The organism is Herbaspirillum sp. GW821-FHT09A12 (assembly GCF_059418325.1).
The window spans coordinates 1,007,416-1,027,550 of sequence record NZ_JBWKPR010000001.1; the positions used below are offsets into that span (position 1 = coordinate 1,007,416).

19 protein-coding genes are annotated in these 20,135 nt (G+C 64.1%); 14 read left to right on the plus strand and 5 right to left on the minus strand.

Translation table 11 applies throughout. The annotated features are described in order from the left end of the window. Positions 1-60: 60 nt before the first annotated feature. A complete protein-coding gene (locus AC07N6_RS04535; protein ID WP_494781123.1) occupies positions 61-855 on the minus strand; it encodes an IclR family transcriptional regulator in 795 nt (264 codons plus the stop codon). A gap of 375 nt (positions 856-1,230) precedes the next feature. Here AC07N6_RS04535 and AC07N6_RS04540 point away from each other — a divergent pair, with 375 nt between their 5' ends. From AC07N6_RS04540 to AC07N6_RS04555, 4 genes are all read left to right on the plus strand, one after another. Next, entirely contained in the window at positions 1,231-2,001 is a 771-nt protein-coding gene (locus AC07N6_RS04540) for an ABC transporter substrate-binding protein (RefSeq protein ID WP_494781124.1), read from the plus strand. Between the two features lie 141 nt (positions 2,002-2,142). Continuing rightward, positions 2,143-2,799 (plus strand): amino acid ABC transporter permease, encoded by a 657-nt coding sequence (locus tag AC07N6_RS04545; protein ID WP_494781125.1) that lies wholly within the window; start codon positions 2,143-2,145, stop codon positions 2,797-2,799. Then, positions 2,796-3,524, plus strand: coding sequence for an amino acid ABC transporter ATP-binding protein (locus AC07N6_RS04550; RefSeq protein ID WP_494781126.1), 729 nt, complete (start codon positions 2,796-2,798; stop codon positions 3,522-3,524). The genes AC07N6_RS04545 and AC07N6_RS04550 overlap by 4 nt, the downstream gene beginning before the upstream one ends. A gap of 6 nt (positions 3,525-3,530) precedes the next feature. Next, the gene (locus AC07N6_RS04555; RefSeq protein ID WP_494781127.1) at positions 3,531-4,826 is read left to right on the plus strand and encodes an NAD(P)/FAD-dependent oxidoreductase; all 1,296 of its coding nucleotides are present in this window, start codon (positions 3,531-3,533) and stop codon (positions 4,824-4,826) included. 110 nt (positions 4,827-4,936) lie between these two features. On the opposite strand, the gene AC07N6_RS04560 is transcribed toward AC07N6_RS04555, so the two are convergent. Together AC07N6_RS04560 and AC07N6_RS04565 are read right to left on the minus strand one after the other, a co-directional pair. Next, positions 4,937-6,649 carry a thiamine pyrophosphate-binding protein gene (locus AC07N6_RS04560; protein ID WP_494781128.1) on the minus strand — a complete coding sequence of 571 codons (1,713 nt, stop codon included), beginning with the start codon at positions 6,647-6,649 and terminating at the stop codon, positions 4,937-4,939. A gap of 140 nt (positions 6,650-6,789) precedes the next feature. Continuing rightward, entirely contained in the window at positions 6,790-7,683 is an 894-nt protein-coding gene (locus AC07N6_RS04565) for a helix-turn-helix domain-containing protein (protein WP_494781129.1), read from the minus strand. A gap of 466 nt (positions 7,684-8,149) precedes the next feature. Between AC07N6_RS04565 and AC07N6_RS04570 the strand changes: the two genes are divergently transcribed. From AC07N6_RS04570 to AC07N6_RS04580, 3 genes are all read left to right on the plus strand, one after another. After that, complete coding sequence (locus AC07N6_RS04570; RefSeq protein ID WP_494781130.1) at positions 8,150-8,476, plus strand: NIPSNAP family protein; 327 nt, start codon at positions 8,150-8,152, stop codon at positions 8,474-8,476. Between the two features lie 164 nt (positions 8,477-8,640). After that, positions 8,641-10,254 (plus strand): L-lactate permease, encoded by a 1,614-nt coding sequence (locus tag AC07N6_RS04575; protein ID WP_494781131.1) that lies wholly within the window; start codon positions 8,641-8,643, stop codon positions 10,252-10,254. A gap of 95 nt (positions 10,255-10,349) precedes the next feature. Continuing rightward, positions 10,350-11,162, plus strand: a complete 813-nt coding sequence (locus tag AC07N6_RS04580) for an SDR family NAD(P)-dependent oxidoreductase (protein WP_494781132.1) — start codon at positions 10,350-10,352, stop codon at positions 11,160-11,162. A 74-nt stretch (positions 11,163-11,236) separates the two neighbouring features. Here AC07N6_RS04580 and sodB read toward each other — a convergent pair whose 3' ends face one another. Further along, a complete protein-coding gene (gene sodB / locus AC07N6_RS04585) occupies positions 11,237-11,815 on the minus strand; it encodes a superoxide dismutase [Fe] (RefSeq protein WP_494781133.1) in 579 nt (192 codons plus the stop codon). 319 nt (positions 11,816-12,134) lie between these two features. Beyond that, positions 12,135-13,517: an exodeoxyribonuclease VII large subunit gene (gene xseA, locus AC07N6_RS04590; RefSeq protein WP_494781134.1), complete on the minus strand. Its 1,383-nt coding sequence runs from the start codon at positions 13,515-13,517 to the stop codon at positions 12,135-12,137. Positions 13,518-13,679: 162 nt separating this feature from the next. Between xseA and AC07N6_RS04595 the strand changes: the two genes are divergently transcribed. From AC07N6_RS04595 to AC07N6_RS04625, 7 genes are all read left to right on the plus strand, one after another. Continuing rightward, positions 13,680-14,285 (plus strand): MotA/TolQ/ExbB proton channel family protein, encoded by a 606-nt coding sequence (locus tag AC07N6_RS04595; RefSeq protein ID WP_494781135.1) that lies wholly within the window; start codon positions 13,680-13,682, stop codon positions 14,283-14,285. Positions 14,286-14,294: 9 nt separating this feature from the next. Continuing rightward, a complete protein-coding gene (locus tag AC07N6_RS04600) occupies positions 14,295-14,720 on the plus strand; it encodes an ExbD/TolR family protein (protein WP_494781136.1) in 426 nt (141 codons plus the stop codon). A gap of 61 nt (positions 14,721-14,781) precedes the next feature. Further along, positions 14,782-15,813, plus strand: a complete 1,032-nt coding sequence (lpxK, locus tag AC07N6_RS04605; RefSeq protein WP_494781137.1) for a tetraacyldisaccharide 4'-kinase — start codon at positions 14,782-14,784, stop codon at positions 15,811-15,813. Then, on the plus strand, positions 15,794-15,982 hold the full coding sequence (locus tag AC07N6_RS04610; RefSeq protein ID WP_494781138.1) for a Trm112 family protein: 189 nt from the start codon (positions 15,794-15,796) through the stop codon (positions 15,980-15,982). The genes lpxK and AC07N6_RS04610 overlap by 20 nt, the downstream gene beginning before the upstream one ends. 57 nt (positions 15,983-16,039) lie before the next feature. Next, entirely contained in the window at positions 16,040-16,855 is an 816-nt protein-coding gene (gene kdsB / locus AC07N6_RS04615; RefSeq protein ID WP_494781139.1) for a 3-deoxy-manno-octulosonate cytidylyltransferase, read from the plus strand. A gap of 281 nt (positions 16,856-17,136) precedes the next feature. After that, the gene (gene adk, locus AC07N6_RS04620; RefSeq protein ID WP_494781140.1) at positions 17,137-17,793 is read left to right on the plus strand and encodes an adenylate kinase; all 657 of its coding nucleotides are present in this window, start codon (positions 17,137-17,139) and stop codon (positions 17,791-17,793) included. A gap of 287 nt (positions 17,794-18,080) precedes the next feature. Then, entirely contained in the window at positions 18,081-20,123 is a 2,043-nt protein-coding gene (locus tag AC07N6_RS04625; RefSeq protein WP_494781141.1) for a sodium-translocating pyrophosphatase, read from the plus strand. The last annotated feature ends 12 nt before the right edge of the window (positions 20,124-20,135 follow it).

Genomic DNA, 20,135 nt, shown 5'->3' on the forward strand with positions numbered 1-20,135 from the left:
GGATTGTGGCAGATCGCGCGCCGCCGCGTCACGATCCGTGCATCTCTCATCATACGGATTTCACACCAGTGTGCGCACCGAGTTGGAGATCGAGCGTGCGCATTCAAGCACCAGCGATCCCAGCTTTTTCTCGGCATCTTCCGGCGTCCAGCGGCTGGTCGGCGCGACCACATGTACCGAAGCTACCGGCGTACGATCGCTGTTGAAAATAGGCGATGCGACAGTCATGTCGCCCAGGAACAGTTCTTCCTTGTTGATAGTGAAGCCGCGTTCGCGCGACACGTCCAGCACTTGCATGATCTCCTCGATGCCGGTGCGCGTGTGCGGCGTGCGCACGGTACGCTCGCTCGACGCCAGGATCTGCTGCGCCTCGCTGCGCTCTAGCGCCGACAGGTAGGCGCGGCCGGACGCCGTGCAATACATCGGGATGCGGCTGCCGATGGGCATGTGGATGGGAATGAACTTGCTGGCGACGAAGCGCGCCACATAGACCATCTCGCGGTCATAAGGCTCGGTCAGGTTGACGGTCTCGCCGGTGATGTTGGCCAGTTCTGAGAGGAAAGGATTGGCAACGTCCACCAGGATATCGGCCGCCAGGTAGTTGTAACCGACTTCCATCACTTTGGGCGTGAGCTGGTAGCGCCGCGTCTTTGGGTGTTTGCAGACATAACCCAGCGCCTCGAGCGTGTATACCATGCGCTGCGCAGAGCTTTTCGATATCGCGGTTGCCTCTGCGACATCGCTCAAGGTCATGGTGCGGCGCTGGGCATTGAAGGCGCGCAGCACGGCCAGGCCTTTTTCCAGCGACTGGTTGAACAGCGGGTCGGCCGCGTTGTTTTCGCCAGGCTCGTTCATGTGCCTCCTCCTGTTTATCGAAGCCTTGATTGTAGCAAAAATCGCATCAACGTATCGAATATCGATACATAAATATCTATTGACGATATGATTGGTTTGAATATACTTATTCGAACGCGAAATATTGATATTCATGCATCCGCAGTCTGCTGTCCTTTGTTGTTGCAGCTTCAGTTCCAGCAATGCCCCCGGCCTTGGCTACATCACACCGGACGAGCCGGCCGGGGGAGTTCCAGTCCGTCGCAGCATCGGCCGATCGCCCAGACCGGCCCCGGCAGTCCGCATGCCCTCACCATGGCGCGCACCGCGTCGCCCTGGTGCAGGGACTTCCAACCGTACCGATCCGCGAGGATCTCACGCAAAAAGGGGAGTTGTATGAAACCGTTCAATCGCTTTGGCCTGGTCAGGCACCTGTTGGGCGCGCTGGCCTGCGCTGCCGCCTTCGCCGCGCCGGCATCGGCGCAGACCAGCTACACCGTCGGCGCCACCTCCACCGGCGTGCCGTTCACCTTCCTCGACATCAAGACCAACAAGCTGCAAGGCATGATGGTTGACACCGTCAGCGCCGTCGGCGGCAAGGCCGGCTTTGCGGTCAGCATCCAGCAGACCCCGTTCTCCGCGCTGATTCCGTCGCTGACCAGCAGCAAGATCGACATCATCGCCGCCGCCATGTTGAAGACCGAGGCGCGCGCCCAGATCGTCGACTTCAGCGATCCGGTGTATTCCTACGGCGAAGGGCTGTTCGTCAACGCCCAAGACCAGAAGAGCTACAAGACCCTGGATGACCTGAAGGGCGAGATCGTCGGCGCTCAGGTCGGTACCGTGTTCGTTGACGCGCTCAACAAGAAGGGTGGCTTCAAGGAAGTGAAGACCTACGATTCGGTGGCCGACATGATGCGCGACGTCGGCTTGGGCCGCATCAAGGCCGGTTTCGGCGACCGTCCGATTGTCGCCTACCAGCTCTCGCAGGGCGCCAATCCGCAGGTGCGCCTGGTCAAGGAATATCAATCCATGCTGATGGGCGATGTCTGCCTGGTGGTGCGCAAGGGCGACACCAAGTTGATGGAGCGCCTTAACAAGGCCATCGCCGAACTCAAGGCCGACGGCACGCTGGCGCGCATCGTCGAGCAGTGGAAGCTCAACTGAGCTGAACCCGGCCGCGCTTGCCGGTACGGCGGCCCGGCCCGATGCACACTATCCTGAACCAATGCTGTCCCTGCGGCGCGCGAGCGCGCGCCGCAGGGCGCTTGCATCCTCCATAACCAACCAGCGCCAGAGCGCATCGCCATGTTTTCACAGACCGTGCTGGACTTCCTGCCCATCCTCCTCAAAGGGGCATTGGTCACCGTCGAAGTCACGATTTACTCTTTTCTGCTCAGTTCCGTCATCGGCCTGGTGCTGGCGCTGATGAAGGTGTCGCGCTTCAAGCCGGTGTCGCTGGCGGGTGCCACCATCGTCAATATCATCCGCGGCCTGCCGATCATCGTGCAGCTGTTCTATATCTATTTCGTGCTGCCGGAGATGGGCATCCAGCTATCGGCTTTCCAGGCCGGCGTGATCGGGCTGGGCATCGCATACTCGGCCTACCAGGCGGAAAACTTCCGCGCCGGCATTGAGGCGGTTGACGCCGGCCAGATCGAGGCCGCGCAGTCGATCGGCATGCGCGGCCCCATGATCATGCGCCGCGTGGTGTTGCCGCAGGCCTTTCGCATCGCGTTGCCGCCCTACGGCAATACCTTGGTGATGATGCTGAAGGATTCCTCGCTGGTGTCTACCATCACCGTGCTGGAGATGACGCGCGCGGGCCAGATGATCGCGTCCTCCACCTTCCAGAACATGACCGTCTATACCATGGTCGCGGTGCTCTACCTGCTGCTGTCGCTGCCGCTGGTGTTCGTCATCCGCCGTCTTGAAATTCGCGCTGGAAAGGGGCGGGCCAAATGATAGAAGTCAAACGCATTTCCAAGCGCTTCGGCCAGCATGAAGTGCTCAAGGATGTTTCGTTGTCGGTGGCCGACGGCGAAGTGGTGTGCCTGATCGGCCCGTCGGGCTCGGGCAAGTCGACTGTCCTGCGCTGCATCAACGGGCTGGAGTCGTACGAGCGCGGCGACATCCTGATCGACGGCCTGCGTGTCGACCGCGAGCGGGGCGACATCCACAAGCTGCGCACGAAAGTGGGCATGGTGTTCCAGCGCTTCAACCTGTTCCCGCACCGCACCGTACTGGAGAACGTGATCGAAGGGCCGGTGTTCGTCAATAAAGTGCCGCGCGATGAAGCTCGGACGCAAGCCATCGCGTTGCTGGAAAAAGTTGGCCTGGCGCAGCGTTGCGATGCTTATCCCAGCCAGCTTTCCGGAGGACAGCAGCAACGCGTGGCGATTGCGCGTTCGCTGGCGATGACGCCCGAGGCCATCCTGTTCGACGAGCCGACTTCCGCGCTCGACCCGGAGCTGGTCGGCGAGGTACTGGCGGTGATGCGCACGCTGGCGGCCGACGGCATGACCATGATCGTGGTCACGCATGAGATGGGTTTCGCCAAGGAGGTGGCCGACCGCGTATGCTTCCTGCATAGCGGCAGCATTGTCGAGGAAGGAGAGGCCCGGCAGGTATTGTCCGAACCGAAGCATGCGCGCACGCAGGATTTCCTGCGCCGCGTGATCGGTAGGTGAGCAGCCATGGATAAACATGCACAGGCATTGCCGCTGCCGCCATCGCTGTGGGCCGCCACCGGCGCCGCCGCGGTTGACGCGCCGCTTCTGTCCGAATCCACGCGCTGCGATGTGGCTATCGTCGGCGCCGGCTATACCGGCCTGTCCACGGCGCTGCACCTGGCCGAATCCGGCACATCGGTGTGCGTGGTGGATGCCGCCGAGCCGGGCTGGGGCGCGTCCGGGCGCAACGGCGGGCAGGTTATCCCAGGCCTGAAGTACGACCCCGACCAGTTGCGCGTGATGTTCGGTACCGTCGTGGCAGACCCGCTGATCGAAGCTATCGGCTCGGCCGCCGATACCGTGTTCGAGCTGATCGAGCGCCACGGCATCGATTGCGATGCGCTGCGTCGCGGCTGGATTCAGCCCACGCATTCATCCAAGTCGATGCGCGTGCTGGAATCGCGCGCGCGCCAGTGGCAGGCCGAGGGAGCTCGCGTCCAATTGCTGGACGGCGCCGAAGTGGCGCGCCATATCGGTACGCAAGCCTATGTCGGCGGCTGGAAGGATTGCCGCGCCGGCAGCATCCATCCGCTGAAGTATTGCCGCGGCCTGGCATACGCAGCACAGAAGCTGGGCGTGGCCATCCACGGCGGTACAAGCATCGTGAAGCTGGAGCGCCAAGACGGCGGTTGGCGTCTGCATGCCGCAAGCGGCGCGCACATCGACGCCAGTCGCGTGGTGATTGCTACCAACGGCTATACCGACAACCTCTGGCCTAACTTGCGGCAATCGGTGATCGCGGCCAACAGCTTCATCGTGGCGACCAGGCCGTTATCGGAAGAGCTGGGCGCGGGCATCCTGCCGGGCCGGGAAGTGGCGTCCGATTCGCGCCGCCTGCTGTTGTATTACCGGCGCGATGCACAGGGACGGCTGTTGATGGGGGGGCGTGGGCCTTTCGCCGATCCGGGCGGGGCGCTGGATTTTGCGCACCTGGAGCGCTCGGTGGAGTTGCTGTTCCCGCAGTTGAAAGGCGTGGAGTATGAATATCGCTGGGCCGGTCGCGTGGCGATCACGCGCGACTTTCTGCCGCATGTGCACGAGCCGGCGCCCGGCCTGACCATTGCGCTGGGCTACAACGGACGCGGCATCGCCATGTCCAGCACGATGGGACGTTGTCTGGCGCAGCGCCTGTCAGGGCAGGTCGGGACACGCTTTCCGTTCCCGATCAGTACCATCCATCCGATTCCTTTCCACGGGTTGCAGCGTTTTTATATTGCCGCCGGTGTAGCCTGGTATAGCGTGCTCGACCGGTTCTCATAAAGTTGGGCGCTTGGGATGACGAGATCATACCGGAGAGCGGCGGCGGATCTTGAGGGAGGTCCGCCGCTGCGCCAGGCGCAACATGGCGCAAGCCAATCCTTGCATCCGGCTTACTTGGCCGCCCCTTCCTGCGTATCGGTCCGTTCCGCCAGCGCCGTCTTGCGCAATCCGGACAGTGTTGCCCGCGGCGTCAGCATTTCCTGGTCGAGCACCAGTTCGATCAGGTAAGGCAATGAGGTGGAGCTGGCGATGGCCAGCGCTTTTTCCAATGCCGGCGCGAACGCTTCGGTCTGCTGGATGGAGACAGCGTCGACACCGAAGGATTTGGCGTAAGCGACGAAATCGGGGTTGTTGAGGTCGGTTGCGATCACCCGGCCGGGGTAGTGCTTTTCCTGGTGCATGCGGATGGTGGCGTACATGCCGTTGTTGAATACCAGGAACACAATGCCCAGGCGATGCCGCACGGCGGTGGCGAGCTCCTGGGAGGTCATCAGGAAGCATCCGTCCCCGCCCAGGCACACCACCTGGCGCGCCGGGAAGCACAGCTTGGCCGCGATCGCGGCCGGCACGCCATAGCCCATGGCGCCGCTGGTCGGCGCGAGCTGGCTCCTGGGTTGCGAGAACTGGTAGTAGCGGTGCGCCCATGCGGTGTAGTTGCCGGCGCCGTTGGTGAGGATGGCATCCTGGTTGAGGATGCGCTGCATGTCCTTGACGGCGATGCCGGCGTCGAACTGCGTCGTGCGCGCAGGCGGTTCGATGTAGGCCAGGTAGTTGTCGCGCGCCTGTTTGTGCCACTCGCGCCAGGCTTCGCCGCCGGCGGGGGCAAGTTGCGCGGCTGCGCGAGCGAAGGCGTTGAGCGTGGCGGCGATCTTGACGTCGGTCTGGTAGACCCGGCCCAGCTCTTCCGGCGCGGGCATCACATGCACCAGTTTCTGGCGCGGACGCGGGATGTCCAGCAGGGTGTAGCCGCTGGTGACCATTTCCCCCAGCCGCGAGCCGACCGCGATGAGCAGGTCGGATTCGCCGACCAGCCTGGCCAGCGCCGGATTGACGCCGATGCCGATCTCGCCGACATAGTTGGGATGGCGGTTGTCGAACAGGTCCTGGCGGCGGAACGAGGCCGCCACCGGCAGGTTCTGCTGCACGGCGAAACGCGCGATGTTGCGCAGGCCTTCCTGGTCCCAGCCGGCGCCGCCCAGGATCATCAGCGGCTTCTTCGCCCCGCGCAGCAGCGCTTGCATCCGCTCGAGCGCATCGGGATCGGGGAAGATCTGGGGGATGTCGGCACGGCCGATTTCCTTCGGGAAGGTGGATTCGGTCAACATGTCTTCAGGCAGCGCCAGCACCACCGGCCCCGGGCGGCCCGACATGGCGACCGAGAATGCGCGCGAGACGTATTCGCCCACGCGCGAGACATCGTCGATCTGCGCCACCCATTTGGTGAATTGGCCGAACATGCGACGGTAGTCGATTTCCTGGAAGGCTTCGCGCTCGATCATGTCGCGCCCGACCTGGCCGACGAAGAGCACCATCGGGGTCGAGTCCTGGAAGGCGGTGTGCACGCCGATGCTGGCGTTGGTGGCGCCGGGGCCGCGCGTGACGAAGCAGATGCCGGGGCGGCCGGTGAGCTTGCCGTAGGCCTCGGCCATGAACGAAGCCGCGCCTTCATGGCGGCAGGAGATCACGCGTACCGATTGCTGCTGGTCGTACAGGGCATTGAGGACATCGAGATAGCTTTCGCCCGGCACGCAAAAGGCGGTATCCACCTCTTGGGCCAGCAGGGCATCGACCAGGAGCTGGCCGCCGGTTTTGAGTTTTGACATGCTTGTCTCTTGTAGCCCGGCGCAATGCCGGATGTTGTTGGTGAACAGCCGCCAGCATAGGGCGCGCGCGCGGGGCGGCGTTAGGACTTATCTGCGGTTTTGCTGGACTTCTTGGCGAAAAGCGCAGCCGGGGCCGTGCTTCAGGCCAGTGGCGCCGAGAACTTTTTCTTGAACTCGCCCGGCGTCATCTGCACGTTCTTTTTGAAGAAGCGGCAGAAGTAGGCGAAGTCGTCGAAGTTCAGGCGATAGGAAATCTCGGCGATGGAGAGTTCCGACTGCGCCAGCAGGCGCTTGGCTTCCATCAGGATGCGCTCGTGGATGAGCTGGGTGGCGGTCTTGCCGGTGGTGGCCTTGACCGCCTCGTTGAGCTTGCGGTCGGTGACGAACAGGCGTTGCGCGTAGTCCTGCACCGAACCGAATTCGAGGTAGTGTTCTTCGATCAGCAGCTTGAAGCGTTTGGTCAGGCTGTAGCTGCGCGGCAGCGCCGATTCGGCGCCATGCGGCTGGTGCAGGCGGCGCAGGCGCGTCAACAGGATCTGCAGGAAGGAGCGCACCACGTCGTAGCGCCAGCGCTGGTCGCCGGCGACTTCCTTTTCGATCTCCTTGAGCAGGGGAAACAGCTCTTCATGCTGGCCGGCGGTGAGGTACAGCACAGGATCGGTGTTGGCGATGTGGAAGAACGGGAAGTCGGCCAACTCCTCGATGCGCGGAAAGATCTGCAGGAAAAACTCGGGACTGAAGTTGATCGCATAGCCGCAAGCGTCGATGTCCGACGTCCAGCCGTGGATCTGCCCGGGCGAGATGAAGAACACCGAATGCGGACGGATCGGGTAGTTGTCGAAGTCCAGCACATGGTTGCCGCGCGCCTCGGTCATCCACAGGATGTGGTAGTAGCTGTGGCGGTGCAGGAACGGGCGCGGGATCTCGTTGCGGCCTTCCAGCTTGACCAGGTCGAATACGAATTCGGAAGCGATGCCGCCGAAGTCGGAAACTTCGAAGTTGGGCGTGTCGTCCGGGAAATTGATCGCTTTCATCGTCTTGCGCGCCCGCGTCGCGGCGGCCGTCCTTGTCTCATCGCTGCCCCATCACTGTCTCGTCATTGTTCCGCCGCTTTGCCCGGGGGCATGTTTCCCCACGGCGGTTGGCCTGGTGCGCGTGTGTCCGCGCATATCGTTTTCATGATTTTTCAAGCATATACAGCCCGCCGTTAAAAGGAAAGCCGGGGAAGCCGCGCCGTCCTTGCGTGTTGCAGCGCATCCGCGATTTGGCGGAAAAATCCAATAGAAGCGGAATTAAGTCCTACCGTGCCGGGTTTGCCGCTGGTTAGCATTTGACCCACGCTGACCCAATAGCCAGAAAAAGCAGCGGCGCGGCCGGCGATGCCATGTGCGCATTGCACATCGGTTTCCGGCGCGCCCCGAATTCAATCCGTGCAAGTCGCTGACGAACGCATGCCCTGCGTTCGCGGGATGCGCTCGCCCTGAGAAAAGGAAATGAGAAATGTTGCTTGACGTTCGCACCTATACCGCCCGTCCGGGCACCCTGAAAAAGCATCTGGAGCTGTACGAGAAGAACGGTTTCGACATCCAGCGCCGCCACCTGGGCGAGCCGCTGGCTTACCTGGTGGCCGAGTCGGGCCGCTTGAACAGCTACACGCATATCTGGGTATACCGGGATGCGGCCGACCGCGAAGCGCGGCGCAACAGGCTGCAGGCCGATCCGGAGTGGGCGGCCTACCTGAAGCTGTCGGGCGAGGCGGGCTATCTGGTTTCGCAGGAAAACCAGCTGATGACGCCGGCCAGTTTCGCGCCGCTCAAGCACCCCTGATGCGTTCCTGATGCATCCCTGAAAACCGATCCGCATCCGAACGCCGGCCGCGCCGGTTTGCCCTTTTGACGCCGCACGGGCAAGCGCAGCCGATACAGATCGCAAAACGGCCATGAGAAGCCGGCGCCTGGACGCTTAAAAATCATATCCATTGGAGGAGACCCATGTTTCAACAAATCTACGATCCGGTGAACGGATCGCTGTTCGCGTCCGCCCTGTTCGCGATGCTGCCGCTGTTGTCGATGTTCGTGATGCTGGGCTGGCTGCGCATTTCGCCGCATGTGTCGGCGGCGATCTCGCTGCTCATTTGCGGGCTGGTCGCGGGGCTGGTGTACCGCATGCCGCTGGAGGTGGTATTCAATGTTGGCGCGTATGGCGCAGTGTTTTCCGTGCTGACGGTGCTGTGGATCATCGTCAACGCGATCTGGCTGTATAACCTCACCGTGAAATCGGGCCACTTCGCGGTGCTGCGCGACAGCTTTGCGCTGATCAGCGACGACCCGCGCATCCAGGCCATCCTGATCGCGTTCAGCTTCGGCGCGCTGATCGAGGCGCTGGCCGGCGCCGGCACGCCGGTGGCGATCGCCGGCGCGATGCTGGTGGCGATCGGCTTGCATCCGCTGAAGGCGGCCGTGATCGCACTGGTGGCCGATACCGCGCCGGTGGCCTTCGGCGCCCTGGCGGTGCCGATCACCACGCTGGCGCAGGTGACGGGCATCCCGTTTGAAGAGCTGGGCCGCCATGTGGGCCACCAGACGCCGGTGGTCGCGGCGTTCGTGCCGCTGGTGCTGGTCTGGATCATGGACGGCAAGCGCGGCTTGCGCCAGACCTGGATCGCGGCCGTTACCGCGGGCTTCGCCTTTGGCATTGCGCAGTGGGCCAGCGCGAGTTTCTTCTCGGTGGTGCTGGCCGACGTGGTGGGCGCGCTGGCCTCGGCCGCGGCGGTGGTGGTGTTGCTGAAATTCTGGCGTCCGGCAAAGCTGCCGGCCGGCGCTTTCCAGAACGACGTGACCAGGAGCGCCGGCAATCTTGCCACCGGCCATTCGCGCAAGCAGATGATGCTGGCCTATGCGCCGTATGCGCTGATCATCGCGATTTTCACCATAGTGCAGTTCGGCGTGGTGCAGAAATGGCTGAACCTGGGCACCTTCAAGTTCGCCTGGCCTGGATTGGCCATCAGCGCGCAGGATGGCAAGGCGGTGGGCACGATGTTTACGCTCAATACCTTGTCGGCGGCCGGTTCGCTGCTGCTGCTGTCCGGCGCCATCACGGCGATGATGCTCAAGGTGTCGGCGTCGCAGGCGCTGGAGACTTACGGCAAGACCCTGGTGCAGATGCGCTGGGCGGTGCCCACGGTGCTGTGCGTGATGGCGCTGGCGTTTATCATGAATTACTCGGGCCAGACCGGCACCCTGGGGCGCTGGCTGGCCGGCACCGGATCGGCTTTCGCTTTCCTGTCGCCGGTGATCGGCTGGATCGGCGTGGCGGTGACGGGGTCGGATAATTCCGCCAACGCCCTGTTCGGCGCATTGCAGGTGGCTGCGGCGCATGAGACCGGATTGTCGCCGACGCTGCTGGCCGCGGCCAATGCCTCGGGCGGCGTGCTGGGCAAGATGATTTCGCCGCAGAGCCTGGCAGTGGGGGCGGCGGCAGTCGGCATCATCGGCCAGGAAGGCTTGATCTTCCGCAAGGTGATCGGCTGGAGCCTGTCGCTGCTGCTGGTGATGGCGGTGCTGGTTTATCTGCAATCCACGCCGGTGCTGTCGTGGATGCTGTGAACGGGATCAAGGAATAATCGCAGTTGATGTTTAACCGAAGTGGCCGATGCCGGCAAACGTTGGCGCACCGGCCGCTTCATCGATGGGAGCAATTCATGCAGGACTACAAGAAACTGTTCGACCTCGGCGGCAAGTCGGCGGTGGTGATCGGCGCCGCCTCGGGGATCGGCCGCGCCTCGGCCGAAGCCATCGCCAGCCTGGGCGCGCGCGTGATCTGCGCCGATGCCGACCTGGCCGGCGCACAAAGCGCGGCGGCCGATATCGTCGCCGCCGGCGGCCGGGCCGAAGCCTGGCAGATCAACGCCGCCGACGGCGCCGAGATCGAGGCGCTGGCGCAGCACGCGCTCAAGGCCGCCGGCAAGATCGATATCGCGGTCAGCACGCCGGCGCTGAACATTCGCAAGCTCATCGTCGATTACACCGAGGAGGAGTACGACCGCGTGATGAACCTGAACATGAAGGGCGCGTTCAACTTCTTCCGCAGCTTCGGCCGCCCGATGATGAAGCAGGGTTTCGGCAGCATCGTCGCCTGCTCGTCGATGCGCGCGGTGACCATCGAGCCGGGCCTGGGCGTGTATGCCGCGTCCAAGGCCGGGATCGCCCAACTGGTGAAAGCCTTCGCCGCCGAGATGGGGCCGTATAACGTGCGCGTGAACGCCGTCATGCCGAGCATCATCGAAACTCGCCTGACCGCGCCGCTGAAGGAACGCGCGGACATCTTCAAGACGTATGCCGGCCATACCGTATTGAACCGCTGGGGCCAGCCTTCCGAAGTCGGTTCGGCGGTGGCTTTCCTGGCCTCGGATGCGGCCAGCTATATCTCGGGCAGTTCGCTGTCGGTGGATGGCGGCTGGACCGCGATCGACGGCCCGCCGACCGGGCTGACTTCGACTCGGCCGTCGGAGTAGGCGCGTTTCCGGCAGGCGTAAAAAAAGCCACGCGATGAAGCGTGGCTTTTTCGTGCCTGGAAAGGCGGCGCCGCTTACGCGAAGTTCTTGGCGACGAAATCCCAGTTGATGATGCCCCAGAACGCTTCCACGTACTTGGCGCGGGCGTTGCGGTAGTCGATGTAGTAGGCGTGTTCCCACACGTCCACGGTCAGCAGAGCTTTGCTGTCGGTGGTCAGCGGGGTGCCGGCGCCGGTGGTGTTGACGATGTCCAGCGAACCGTCGGCTTTCTTGACCAGCCAGGTCCAGCCGGAACCGAAGTTGGCCAGGCCTTGCTTGGTGAACTCGGCCTTGAAGGCGTCGAACGAACCCCACTTGGCGTTGATGGCGTCAGCCAGCGCGCCGCTCGGAGCGCCTTGGCCCTTCGGGGTCAGGCCGTTCCAGTAGAAGGTGTGGTTCCAGATCTGGGCCGCGTTGTTGAAGATGCCGCCGGAGGACTTCTTGATGATGTCTTCCAGGGACAGGTTTTCGAATTCGGTGCCCGGGATCAGGTTGTTCAGGTTGGTCACATAGGTCTGGTGGTGCTTGCCATAGTGGTATTCCAGGGTCTCTTTGGAGATCGTGGGCGCCAGCGCGTCCAGGTCGTAAGGCAGTGCCGGAAGGGTATGTGCCATGGTGAATCCTTTCAGTCTTGTTGGTGTATCGGGTATTACCGAGGGGGTCTGTTCCGAACCTGTGATTCTAAAGCGGATATGGATTCTTTGCATCCGGTCAATTGCCCGCAAATCCGCGCCGGTGCTGGATATTTTGTAAATTAGAATCGTTCTCATCTTGCCGGCGGCGACGGCAGCGGCGGCGAATCCGGAAGATGTCCCGTGCGGCCGGACGTTCCAGCCCATCCGTGAAAATAAATGGCGCCAGAAGACCGCGCCGGCATTGCGCCGGCCGGAAAAAGCTTATGAAAAAAAAGTCGAATGGCCGGGGTCTGTGGATTCAGTCCAGCCGCGGCTGCACGCCGGCGATATCGACCTCGGCGCTGCCTTGCGCCAGCCTGACCGTGATCTGGCTGCGCGCCGACAGCTCGGCGGGCGAGTGCAGCACCCGTCCCTGGCGGTCGGTGACGATGGCGTAGCCGCGTTCCAGCGTGCGCTGCGGGTTGAGCAGCTCGAGCTGGGTGTTCAGGCCGGCCAGCGCCTGGCGCTGGCGCAACTGCTGCGCGGCCAGTGCGCCATGCAGGCGGCGCGCCAGATCGGAAACGTCGCGCCGCGCGTGGGCGGTATCGGGCAACTGGTGCGCCAGGCGGGTGGACAGCTGCTGCAGGCGGTGGCGCATCTGCGTCAGCGGTACGCGGGTGGCGTGCGAGAGGCGGGTTTGCAGCGCCTGCAGCTTGACCCGCTCATGCTGGATGTAGGCGGCCGGGTTGACCAGCCGGCGCGACATCCAGTCGACCGTCTGGGCTTTTTCCGTGAGCCCTCGGCGCAGCGCGCGCGTGAGGTCCTGGGCGTGGGCGCGCAGTTCGGCCAGCCAGTCTTCCCGTGCCGTCGCGGCCAGCTCGGCGGCGGCGGTCGGGGTGGGGGCGCGCAAGTCGGCGGCGAAATCGGCGATGGTGAAGTCGGTTTCGTGGCCGACGCCCGAGATGACCGGCATCGAACAGCCGGCGATGGCGCGCGCCACCGCTTCTTCGTTGAACGACCACAGGTCTTCGATGCTGCCGCCGCCGCGGCAGACCAGCAGCAGGTCGCATTCGGCGCGGGCGGAGGCGCTGTCGATGGCGGCGGCGATGCGCCGGGCCGAGCCATCGCCTTGTACCGGGGTCGGATAAAGGATGATTTCCACATGCGGCGCGCGGCGGCGCAGCGTGGTCAGCACGTCGCGCAGCGCCGCCGCCTGCGGGCTGGTGACGATGCCGATGCGGCGCGGGAAGGCGGGCAGCGGCCGTTTGGCGGCGCGGTCGAACAGGCCTTCGCGCTCCAGTTTCTCTTTCAGTTGCAGGAAGGCCGCGTACAGGTCGCCCACGCCGGAGCGGCGGATCGCTTCCACGTTGAGCTGGTAGTCGCCGCGCGGCGCGTACAGCGTGACCAGGGTGCGCACCTCGACCTTGTCGCCCTCGCGCGGGGTGAAGCCGGCATATTGGGCGCGGCCCTTGAACATCACGGCGCGCACCTGGGCGCCGTCGTCCTTGAGGTTGAAATACCAGTGGCCGGAGGCGGCGCGGGTGAAGTTGGAGATCTCGCCCGCGACCCAGATCAGCGGGAAGGTGCGTTCCAGCACGCGCGCCACCGACTGGTTCAGGGCCGACACCGTCAGCACCGGCGGGCCGGAGTCGCCGGCGGCGGGCTGGGCGGGGCGGAAGGGGGGAGACTGGTTGGCAGGCATGGCGGGCGGCTATTTATATAGGGCGATAAAATGTCTCCCGCATTGTAAAGCCTGCGTAAAGCCTACGTAACGCCTGCGGCTGCCGGGTTGCGCTTGCCCCTAGCGCCGCAACAGGCTACATTCTGCACCCGTATCCGTTTTCTTCCCCTACAGGAGTTCGTTTTGCTCGCCATCATCCTCGCCGCCGGCTGGCCGATCTGGCCCTTGCTGATCGCATCCATCATCGGCCTGGCGCTGATCATCGAAAGACTGGTCTACCTGCGCCGCGCCCGGATCCTGCCGCCGGAGTTGCTGGGCGAAGTGGTGCGGGTGTACCAGAGCGGCCGCGTCAACGATGACGTGATCGACAAGCTGGAGCAGAATTCCCCGCTGGGCCAGGTGCTGGCGGCCGGCCTGCGCAACGTCGACGCCCCGCGCGACGTGATGAAGGAAGCCATCGAGGAGGCCGGCCAGGCCGCCGCGCACCGGCTGGAGCGCTTCCTCACCACGCTGGGCACGATCGCCTCGCTGGCGCCGCTGATGGGTTTGTTCGGCACGGTGGTCGGCATGATCGAGATTTTCGCGTCGCAGAACGCCGCCGGCACCAATCCGGCGCAACTGGCGCACGGCATTTCCATCGCGCTGTACAACACCGGCTTCGGCCTGGCCATCGCCATGCCGGCGCTGGTGTTCTACCGCCATTTCCGCGCGCTGGTCGACGGTTTCGTGGTCGACATGGAACAGCAGGCGGTCAAGTTCGTCGACATCGTGCACGACGTGCGCCGCTAAGAGGCCGCCATGAATTTCCGCAAAGGCCGCCCCCGCGAAGACCTGGAGATCAACCTGATCCCGTTCATCGACGTGCTGCTGGTGATCGTGATCTTCCTGATGGTGACCACCACCTACAGCAAGTTCACCGCGCTGCAGATCACGCTGCCTACCGCCGATGCGCAAAAAGCGCTGGAGCAGCCGTTCGAGATCAATATCGCGGTGGATGCGCAGGGTCGTTACGCCATCAACAACAACCGCATTTCGGCGCGCGACGCGCAGGGCCTGGCCGATGAAATGCAGGCCGTGCTCAAGGGCAGCGGCAAGAGCGATCCGGTGGTCATCATCAACGCCGACGCGCTGGCCACGCACCAGACCGTGATCAATGTGCTGGAAGCGGCGCGCATCGCCGGCTTCCCCAAGGTGACGTTCACCGCGCAGTCCAGCAATAAATAAGTAAGAAGCAAGAAATAAGCGTGCGACGCGGCGCCTGCCGCGATCATCAAACTCATCGAATATGGCCGACTCCAACCGCAATGCCGAAGCCATCCTGACCCGCGCCTGGCAAGGCCGCGGGCCGCTGGCTTGCCTGCTGTGGCCGCTGTCGCTGCTGTTCGGCGCGCTGGCGGCGCTGCGGCGCGCGTTGTTCGCGTTGGGGATCAAACGGGTTGAACGCCTGCCGGTGCCGGTCATCGTGGTGGGCAATGTGTTTGTCGGCGGCACCGGCAAGACGCCATTCGCCATCTGGCTGATCGAGGCCTTGCGCGCCGCCGGCTACACGCCGGGTGTGGTGTCGCGCGGCTATGGCGCGGGCGGCGCCGAGGCGGTGGCGCAAGTATTGGCAGGTTCGGCCGCGACGCAGGTGGGCGACGAGCCGCTCCTGATCGTGCAGCGCACCGGCGTGCCGCTGGTGGTCGGGCGCCGCCGGGCGGCGGCGGGGCGGGCCTTGCTGGCATCGCATCCGGAGGTGGATGTGCTGGTGTCCGACGATGGCTTGCAGCACTATGCGCTGGCGCGCGACATCGAGATCGTCCTGTCGGATGCGCGCGGCGCCGGCAATGGCTGGCTGTTGCCGGCCGGCCCGCTGCGCGAGCCGGCTTCGCGCCGCCGGGATTTTTCGGTCGCCAACCTGCCGGCCGGTAGCGCGGCTCCGGCCGGCAGTTACGCGATGCGGCTGGAAGCCGGCGCGGCCGTGCAGTTGGCAGCGCCGTCCATGCGCCGTCCGCTGGCGGCCGTCGCTGGCGGCGGGGAGCGCATCGCCGCGGTGGCCGGCATCGGCAACCCCGGCCGTTTCTTCGCTACCCTGCGCGGCGCCGGCCTGGCGTTTGCCGAGCATCCGTTGCCGGACCATTATGACTTCTCCGCCAATCCTTTCGCCGGCCTGCAGGCCGATGTGATCCTGGTGACGGAGAAGGATGCAGTAAAATGCAGGGCTATCGAGGCCATCCAAAACGACCCGCGCATCTGGGTCGTGCCCGTATCGGCGCGCATCGACGGCGCGCTGGCTGAACATATAGTGGAGAAACTCCGTGAACGCCCGACTGCTTGATATCCTGGTTTGCCCGATCTGCAAGGGCCCGTTGGACTACGACAAGAAAGCGCAGGAACTGATCTGCAAAGGCGACAAGCTGGCCTACCCGATCCGTGACGGCATTCCCATCATGTGGGCCGATGAAGCGCGCGACATCAATGCCGCTCCGACATCACCTGCCGCCTGAACCGGCCCAAGCCGTCCTTGTGCGGATTTGAAGTAGCCAACAACACGTTCCGAGCCCATGTCCTTTACCGTCATCATCCCGGCGCGCCTGGCATCGACGCGCCTGCCCAACAAGCCGCTGGCCGACCTCGGCGGCAAGCCGATGATCGTGCGCGTGGCCGAGCGCGCCGCGCTGTCGGGCGCCGCGCGCATCATCGTCGCCACCGACCATCACGATATCCATGCCGCCTGCCGGCAGCACGGTGTGGACGTGGCGATGACGCGCGCCGACCATCCCTCCGGGACCGACCGCATCGCGGAGGTGGCCGCTGCGCTGGACCTGGCCGATGATGCGGTGGTGGTCAACGTGCAGGGCGACGAGCCGCTGATCGATCCCGGCCTGATCGCCGCCACTGCCGGCCATATCAAGGCCGGCGTGCCGATGGCGACCGCCGCCCATGCCATCGAGACGGCCGCCGATGCCTTCAATCCCAACGTGGTGAAAGTGGTCTTGAACAAGGACGGCTGCGCCATGTATTTCTCGCGCGCCACGATTCCCTGGCACCGCGATGCCTTCGCCAGGTCGCGCGAGGTGCTGCCCGAGGCGCATGGCGCCGACCACGCCAACGATTACGCGCCGCTGCGCCATATCGGCCTGTACGCGTACAGCAACAAGTTCTTGCAGTTGTACCCGACGCTGTCGGCCTCGCCGCTGGAGCGCATCGAGGCGCTGGAGCAATTGCGCGTGCTGTGGCACGGGCATTCGATCGCGGTACATGTGACCTCGGTGGTGCCGGAAGCGGGCGTGGATACGCCGGAAGATTTGTTGCGTGTACGCAAACATTTCGAGGCGCCGCCGGACAGTCCCCTGGTGAAGACCATTTCTTCCCTGTAGTTTGCGTGAGGCCGAAAACGACTGCTGAGGAAAGTCTCGGCAGGCGGGCATTTTGTAAGTTTTTTGTCAAACTTGCGGGCCACAATCAGCGGCTGGAGACTGCTTAAAAATCGGGCGTTTGTCATGGTTCGGTAAGATTTTGTGGTAAGTTTCGTCCAGAGCTGATGCAAACGGCGCCTCAAAAAGAGTGACAACCGCCCAGACGGTTGGTATCGATCGCCATCCCATCGCAAAAGAATTCAAGCATTCAATCTTTCAGAAACCTCAATTTAGGAAACAATATGCGCCTCATCCTTTTAGGAGCGCCTGGTGCCGGTAAAGGTACGCAAGCCACTTTTATCAAGGAAAAATTCAACATCCCGCAAATCTCCACCGGCGACATGCTGCGCGCCGCCGTGGCTGCGGGAACTGAACTGGGCGTCGCCGCCAAGAAGGTGATGGACGCAGGCGGGTTGGTTTCGGATGACATCATCATCGGCCTGGTCAAGGATCGCCTGCAGCAGTCCGACTGCGCCAACGGTTACCTGTTCGACGGCTTCCCGCGCACCACGCGCCAGGCCGACGCCATGAAGGAAGCCGGCGTGGCGATCGACTACGTGCTGGAAATCGACGTGCCCGACAGCGCCATCGTCGAGCGCATGAGCGGCCGCCGCGTGCACCCGGGTTCGGGCCGCACCTATCATGTGAAGTTCAACCCGCCCAAGGCCGAAGGCAAGGACGACGCCACCGGCGAAGCCCTGATCCAGCGCGACGACGACAAGGAAGACACCGTCAAGAAGCGCCTGGCGGTGTACCACGACCAGACCGAAGTGCTGCTCGGCTACTATGGCGACTGGGCCAAGTCCGGCCAGCCGGGCGCGCCGAAGTATCGCAAGATCGCCGGCGTGGGACCGGTCGAAGAAATCCGGGATCGTGCATTTGCCGCCCTGGCGGAGTAAAGTAAAGCGGACTGAGGTCCGCTTTTTTTATGCCTGCGCGGCGAACCAGCCGCGATAGTGGCAAGGCAGGCAAGGTCAGTGATGGACTGAATTTTCAACCGCCGCCGTGCAGGTTCATGCGCGGCGGCGGTAGCCCCGGCAATATCATAAGAAATCCAAGAAAAAGGGCGACACAATTTGCAGGCGCAGTATCGGCGGCGGCAGTCGGCAACAGGCATGTTCCTGTGCCGGCGGCAGCGGCGGATGTTCGTGATTGTTGATGAGTCGTGATAATAAAGGAGACATGCATGGCTACAGCCCTCTGGTTTGCCATTGCCTGCGGCGTCGTCGCAGTGCTCTATGGCCTGGTATCCCGCAGTTGGATTCTCAAGCAAGACCCCGGCAACGAACGCATGCAGGACATCGCCAGTGCGATCCAGCAGGGCGCGTCCGCCTATCTGGCGCGGCAATACCGCACCATTGCCATGGTCGGGGTGGTGCTGCTGATTGTGATCGCCTTCATTCCCGGACTGGGCTGGCCGACCGCGCTCGGTTTCCTGCTGGGGGCGGTGCTGTCGGGCGCCTGCGGTTTCATCGGCATGAACGTGTCGGTGCGGGCCAACGTGCGTACCGCGCAAGCCGCCACGCGCGGCATGAACGAGGCGCTCAATGTGGCCTTTCGCGGCGGGGCGATCACCGGCATGCTGGTGGTGGGGCTGGGCCTGCTGGGCGTGACGCTGTTCTTCTGGTTCCTCTTCGAATACGGGCAGGGGCGCGCGCCCAGCCTGCATGACGCCATCAAGCCCTTGATCGGGCTGGCCTTCGGCGCTTCGCTGATCTCCATCTTCGCGCGTTTGGGCGGCGGCATCTTCACCAAGGGCGCCGATGTCGGTGCCGACCTGGTGGGCAAGGTCGAGGCCGGCATTCCCGAGGATGATCCGCGCAATCCGGCGGTGATCGCCGACAATGTGGGCGACAACGTCGGCGACTGCGCCGGCATGGCGGCCGACCTGTTCGAGACCTATGTGGTCACGCTGGTGGCGACCATGCTGCTGGGCAGCCTGATGCTGACAGGCATGGAAGTGCTGGCCATCCTTTATCCGCTGGTGCTGGGCGGCGTGTCGATCCTGGCGTCCATCGTCGGCTGCTCGATGGTCAAGGCGTCGCCGGGCAAGAAAATCATGTCGGCGCTCTATACCGGGCTATGGTGGTCGGCCGGCCTTTCGCTGGTCGGCTTCGTGATCGCCAGCTGGCTGATGCTGCCGCCCGAGCTGCGCCTGCCGCTGATCGGCTCGGCGGTGGTGGGCATCGTGCTGACCGGATTGATGGTCTACATCACCGAGTACTACACCGGCACCGACTTCAAGCCGGTGCGCCACATCGCCCAGGCATCGACCACCGGCCATGGCACCAACATCATCGCCGGCCTCGGCGTATCGATGAAGTCCACCGCGTATCCGGTGCTGGCGGTATGCGTGGCCATCATCGCCGCCTACTGGCTGGCCGGCTTGTACGGCATCGCCATCGCGGCCACCTCGATGCTGTCGATGGCCGGCATCATCGTCGCGCTGGATGCGTATGGGCCCATCACCGACAACGCCGGCGGTATCGCGGAGATGGCGGGCATGCCGGACTCGGTGCGCGCCATCACCGACCCGCTGGATGCGGTGGGCAACACCACCAAGGCCGTCACCAAAGGCTACGCGATCGGTTCGGCCGGACTGGCGGCGCTGGTGCTGTTCGCCGACTATACCCATGCGCTCGACAGCGTCGGCAAGAGCACTTCCTTCGACTTGTCCAGCCCGGCGGTGATCATCGGCCTGTTCATCGGCGGCCTGATCCCTTACCTGTTCGGCGCCATGGCGATGGAAGCGGTGGGCCGCGCGGCCGGCGCGGTGGTGGTCGAAGTGCGGCGCCAGTTCAGCGAGATCCCGGGCATCATGGATGGCACCGGCCGGCCGCAATATGACCGCGCGGTGGACATGCTGACTTCGTCGGCCATCCGCGAGATGATCCTGCCTTCGTTGCTGCCGGTGATCGTGCCGATCGTGGTCGGCATGCTGCTGGGGCCGGCGGCGCTGGGCGGGCTGCTGATGGGAACCATCGTGACCGGCCTGTTCGTGGCGATTTCGATGACCACCGGCGGCGGCGCTTGGGACAACGCCAAGAAATACATCGAGGATGGCCACCACGGCGGCAAGGGCTCGGACGCGCACAAGGCGGCCGTGACCGGCGACACCGTGGGCGACCCGTACAAGGACACCGCCGGGCCGGCCATCAATCCGCTGATCAAGATCATCAACATCGTGGCCTTGCTGCTGGTGCCAGTACTGCCGGCGTTGCCGACCTGACGCTAAGGCAGC

Coding starts and splice junctions, on each gene's coding strand:
- AC07N6_RS04535 (WP_494781123.1), bottom strand. CDS start 855: ATGAACGAGCCTGGCGAAAACAACGCGGCCGACCCGCTGTTCAACCAG.
- AC07N6_RS04540 (WP_494781124.1), top strand. CDS start 1,231: ATGAAACCGTTCAATCGCTTTGGCCTGGTCAGGCACCTGTTGGGCGCG.
- AC07N6_RS04545 (WP_494781125.1), top strand. CDS start 2,143: ATGTTTTCACAGACCGTGCTGGACTTCCTGCCCATCCTCCTCAAAGGG.
- AC07N6_RS04550 (WP_494781126.1), top strand. CDS start 2,796: ATGATAGAAGTCAAACGCATTTCCAAGCGCTTCGGCCAGCATGAAGTG.
- AC07N6_RS04555 (WP_494781127.1), top strand. CDS start 3,531: ATGGATAAACATGCACAGGCATTGCCGCTGCCGCCATCGCTGTGGGCC.
- AC07N6_RS04560 (WP_494781128.1), bottom strand. CDS start 6,649: ATGTCAAAACTCAAAACCGGCGGCCAGCTCCTGGTCGATGCCCTGCTG.
- AC07N6_RS04565 (WP_494781129.1), bottom strand. CDS start 7,683: ATGAAAGCGATCAATTTCCCGGACGACACGCCCAACTTCGAAGTTTCC.
- AC07N6_RS04570 (WP_494781130.1), top strand. CDS start 8,150: ATGTTGCTTGACGTTCGCACCTATACCGCCCGTCCGGGCACCCTGAAA.
- AC07N6_RS04575 (WP_494781131.1), top strand. CDS start 8,641: ATGTTTCAACAAATCTACGATCCGGTGAACGGATCGCTGTTCGCGTCC.
- AC07N6_RS04580 (WP_494781132.1), top strand. CDS start 10,350: ATGCAGGACTACAAGAAACTGTTCGACCTCGGCGGCAAGTCGGCGGTG.
- sodB (WP_494781133.1), bottom strand. CDS start 11,815: ATGGCACATACCCTTCCGGCACTGCCTTACGACCTGGACGCGCTGGCG.
- xseA (WP_494781134.1), bottom strand. CDS start 13,517: ATGCCTGCCAACCAGTCTCCCCCCTTCCGCCCCGCCCAGCCCGCCGCC.
- AC07N6_RS04600 (WP_494781136.1), top strand. CDS start 14,295: ATGAATTTCCGCAAAGGCCGCCCCCGCGAAGACCTGGAGATCAACCTG.
- lpxK (WP_494781137.1), top strand. CDS start 14,782: ATGGCCGACTCCAACCGCAATGCCGAAGCCATCCTGACCCGCGCCTGG.
- kdsB (WP_494781139.1), top strand. CDS start 16,040: ATGTCCTTTACCGTCATCATCCCGGCGCGCCTGGCATCGACGCGCCTG.
- adk (WP_494781140.1), top strand. CDS start 17,137: ATGCGCCTCATCCTTTTAGGAGCGCCTGGTGCCGGTAAAGGTACGCAA.
- AC07N6_RS04625 (WP_494781141.1), top strand. CDS start 18,081: ATGGCTACAGCCCTCTGGTTTGCCATTGCCTGCGGCGTCGTCGCAGTG.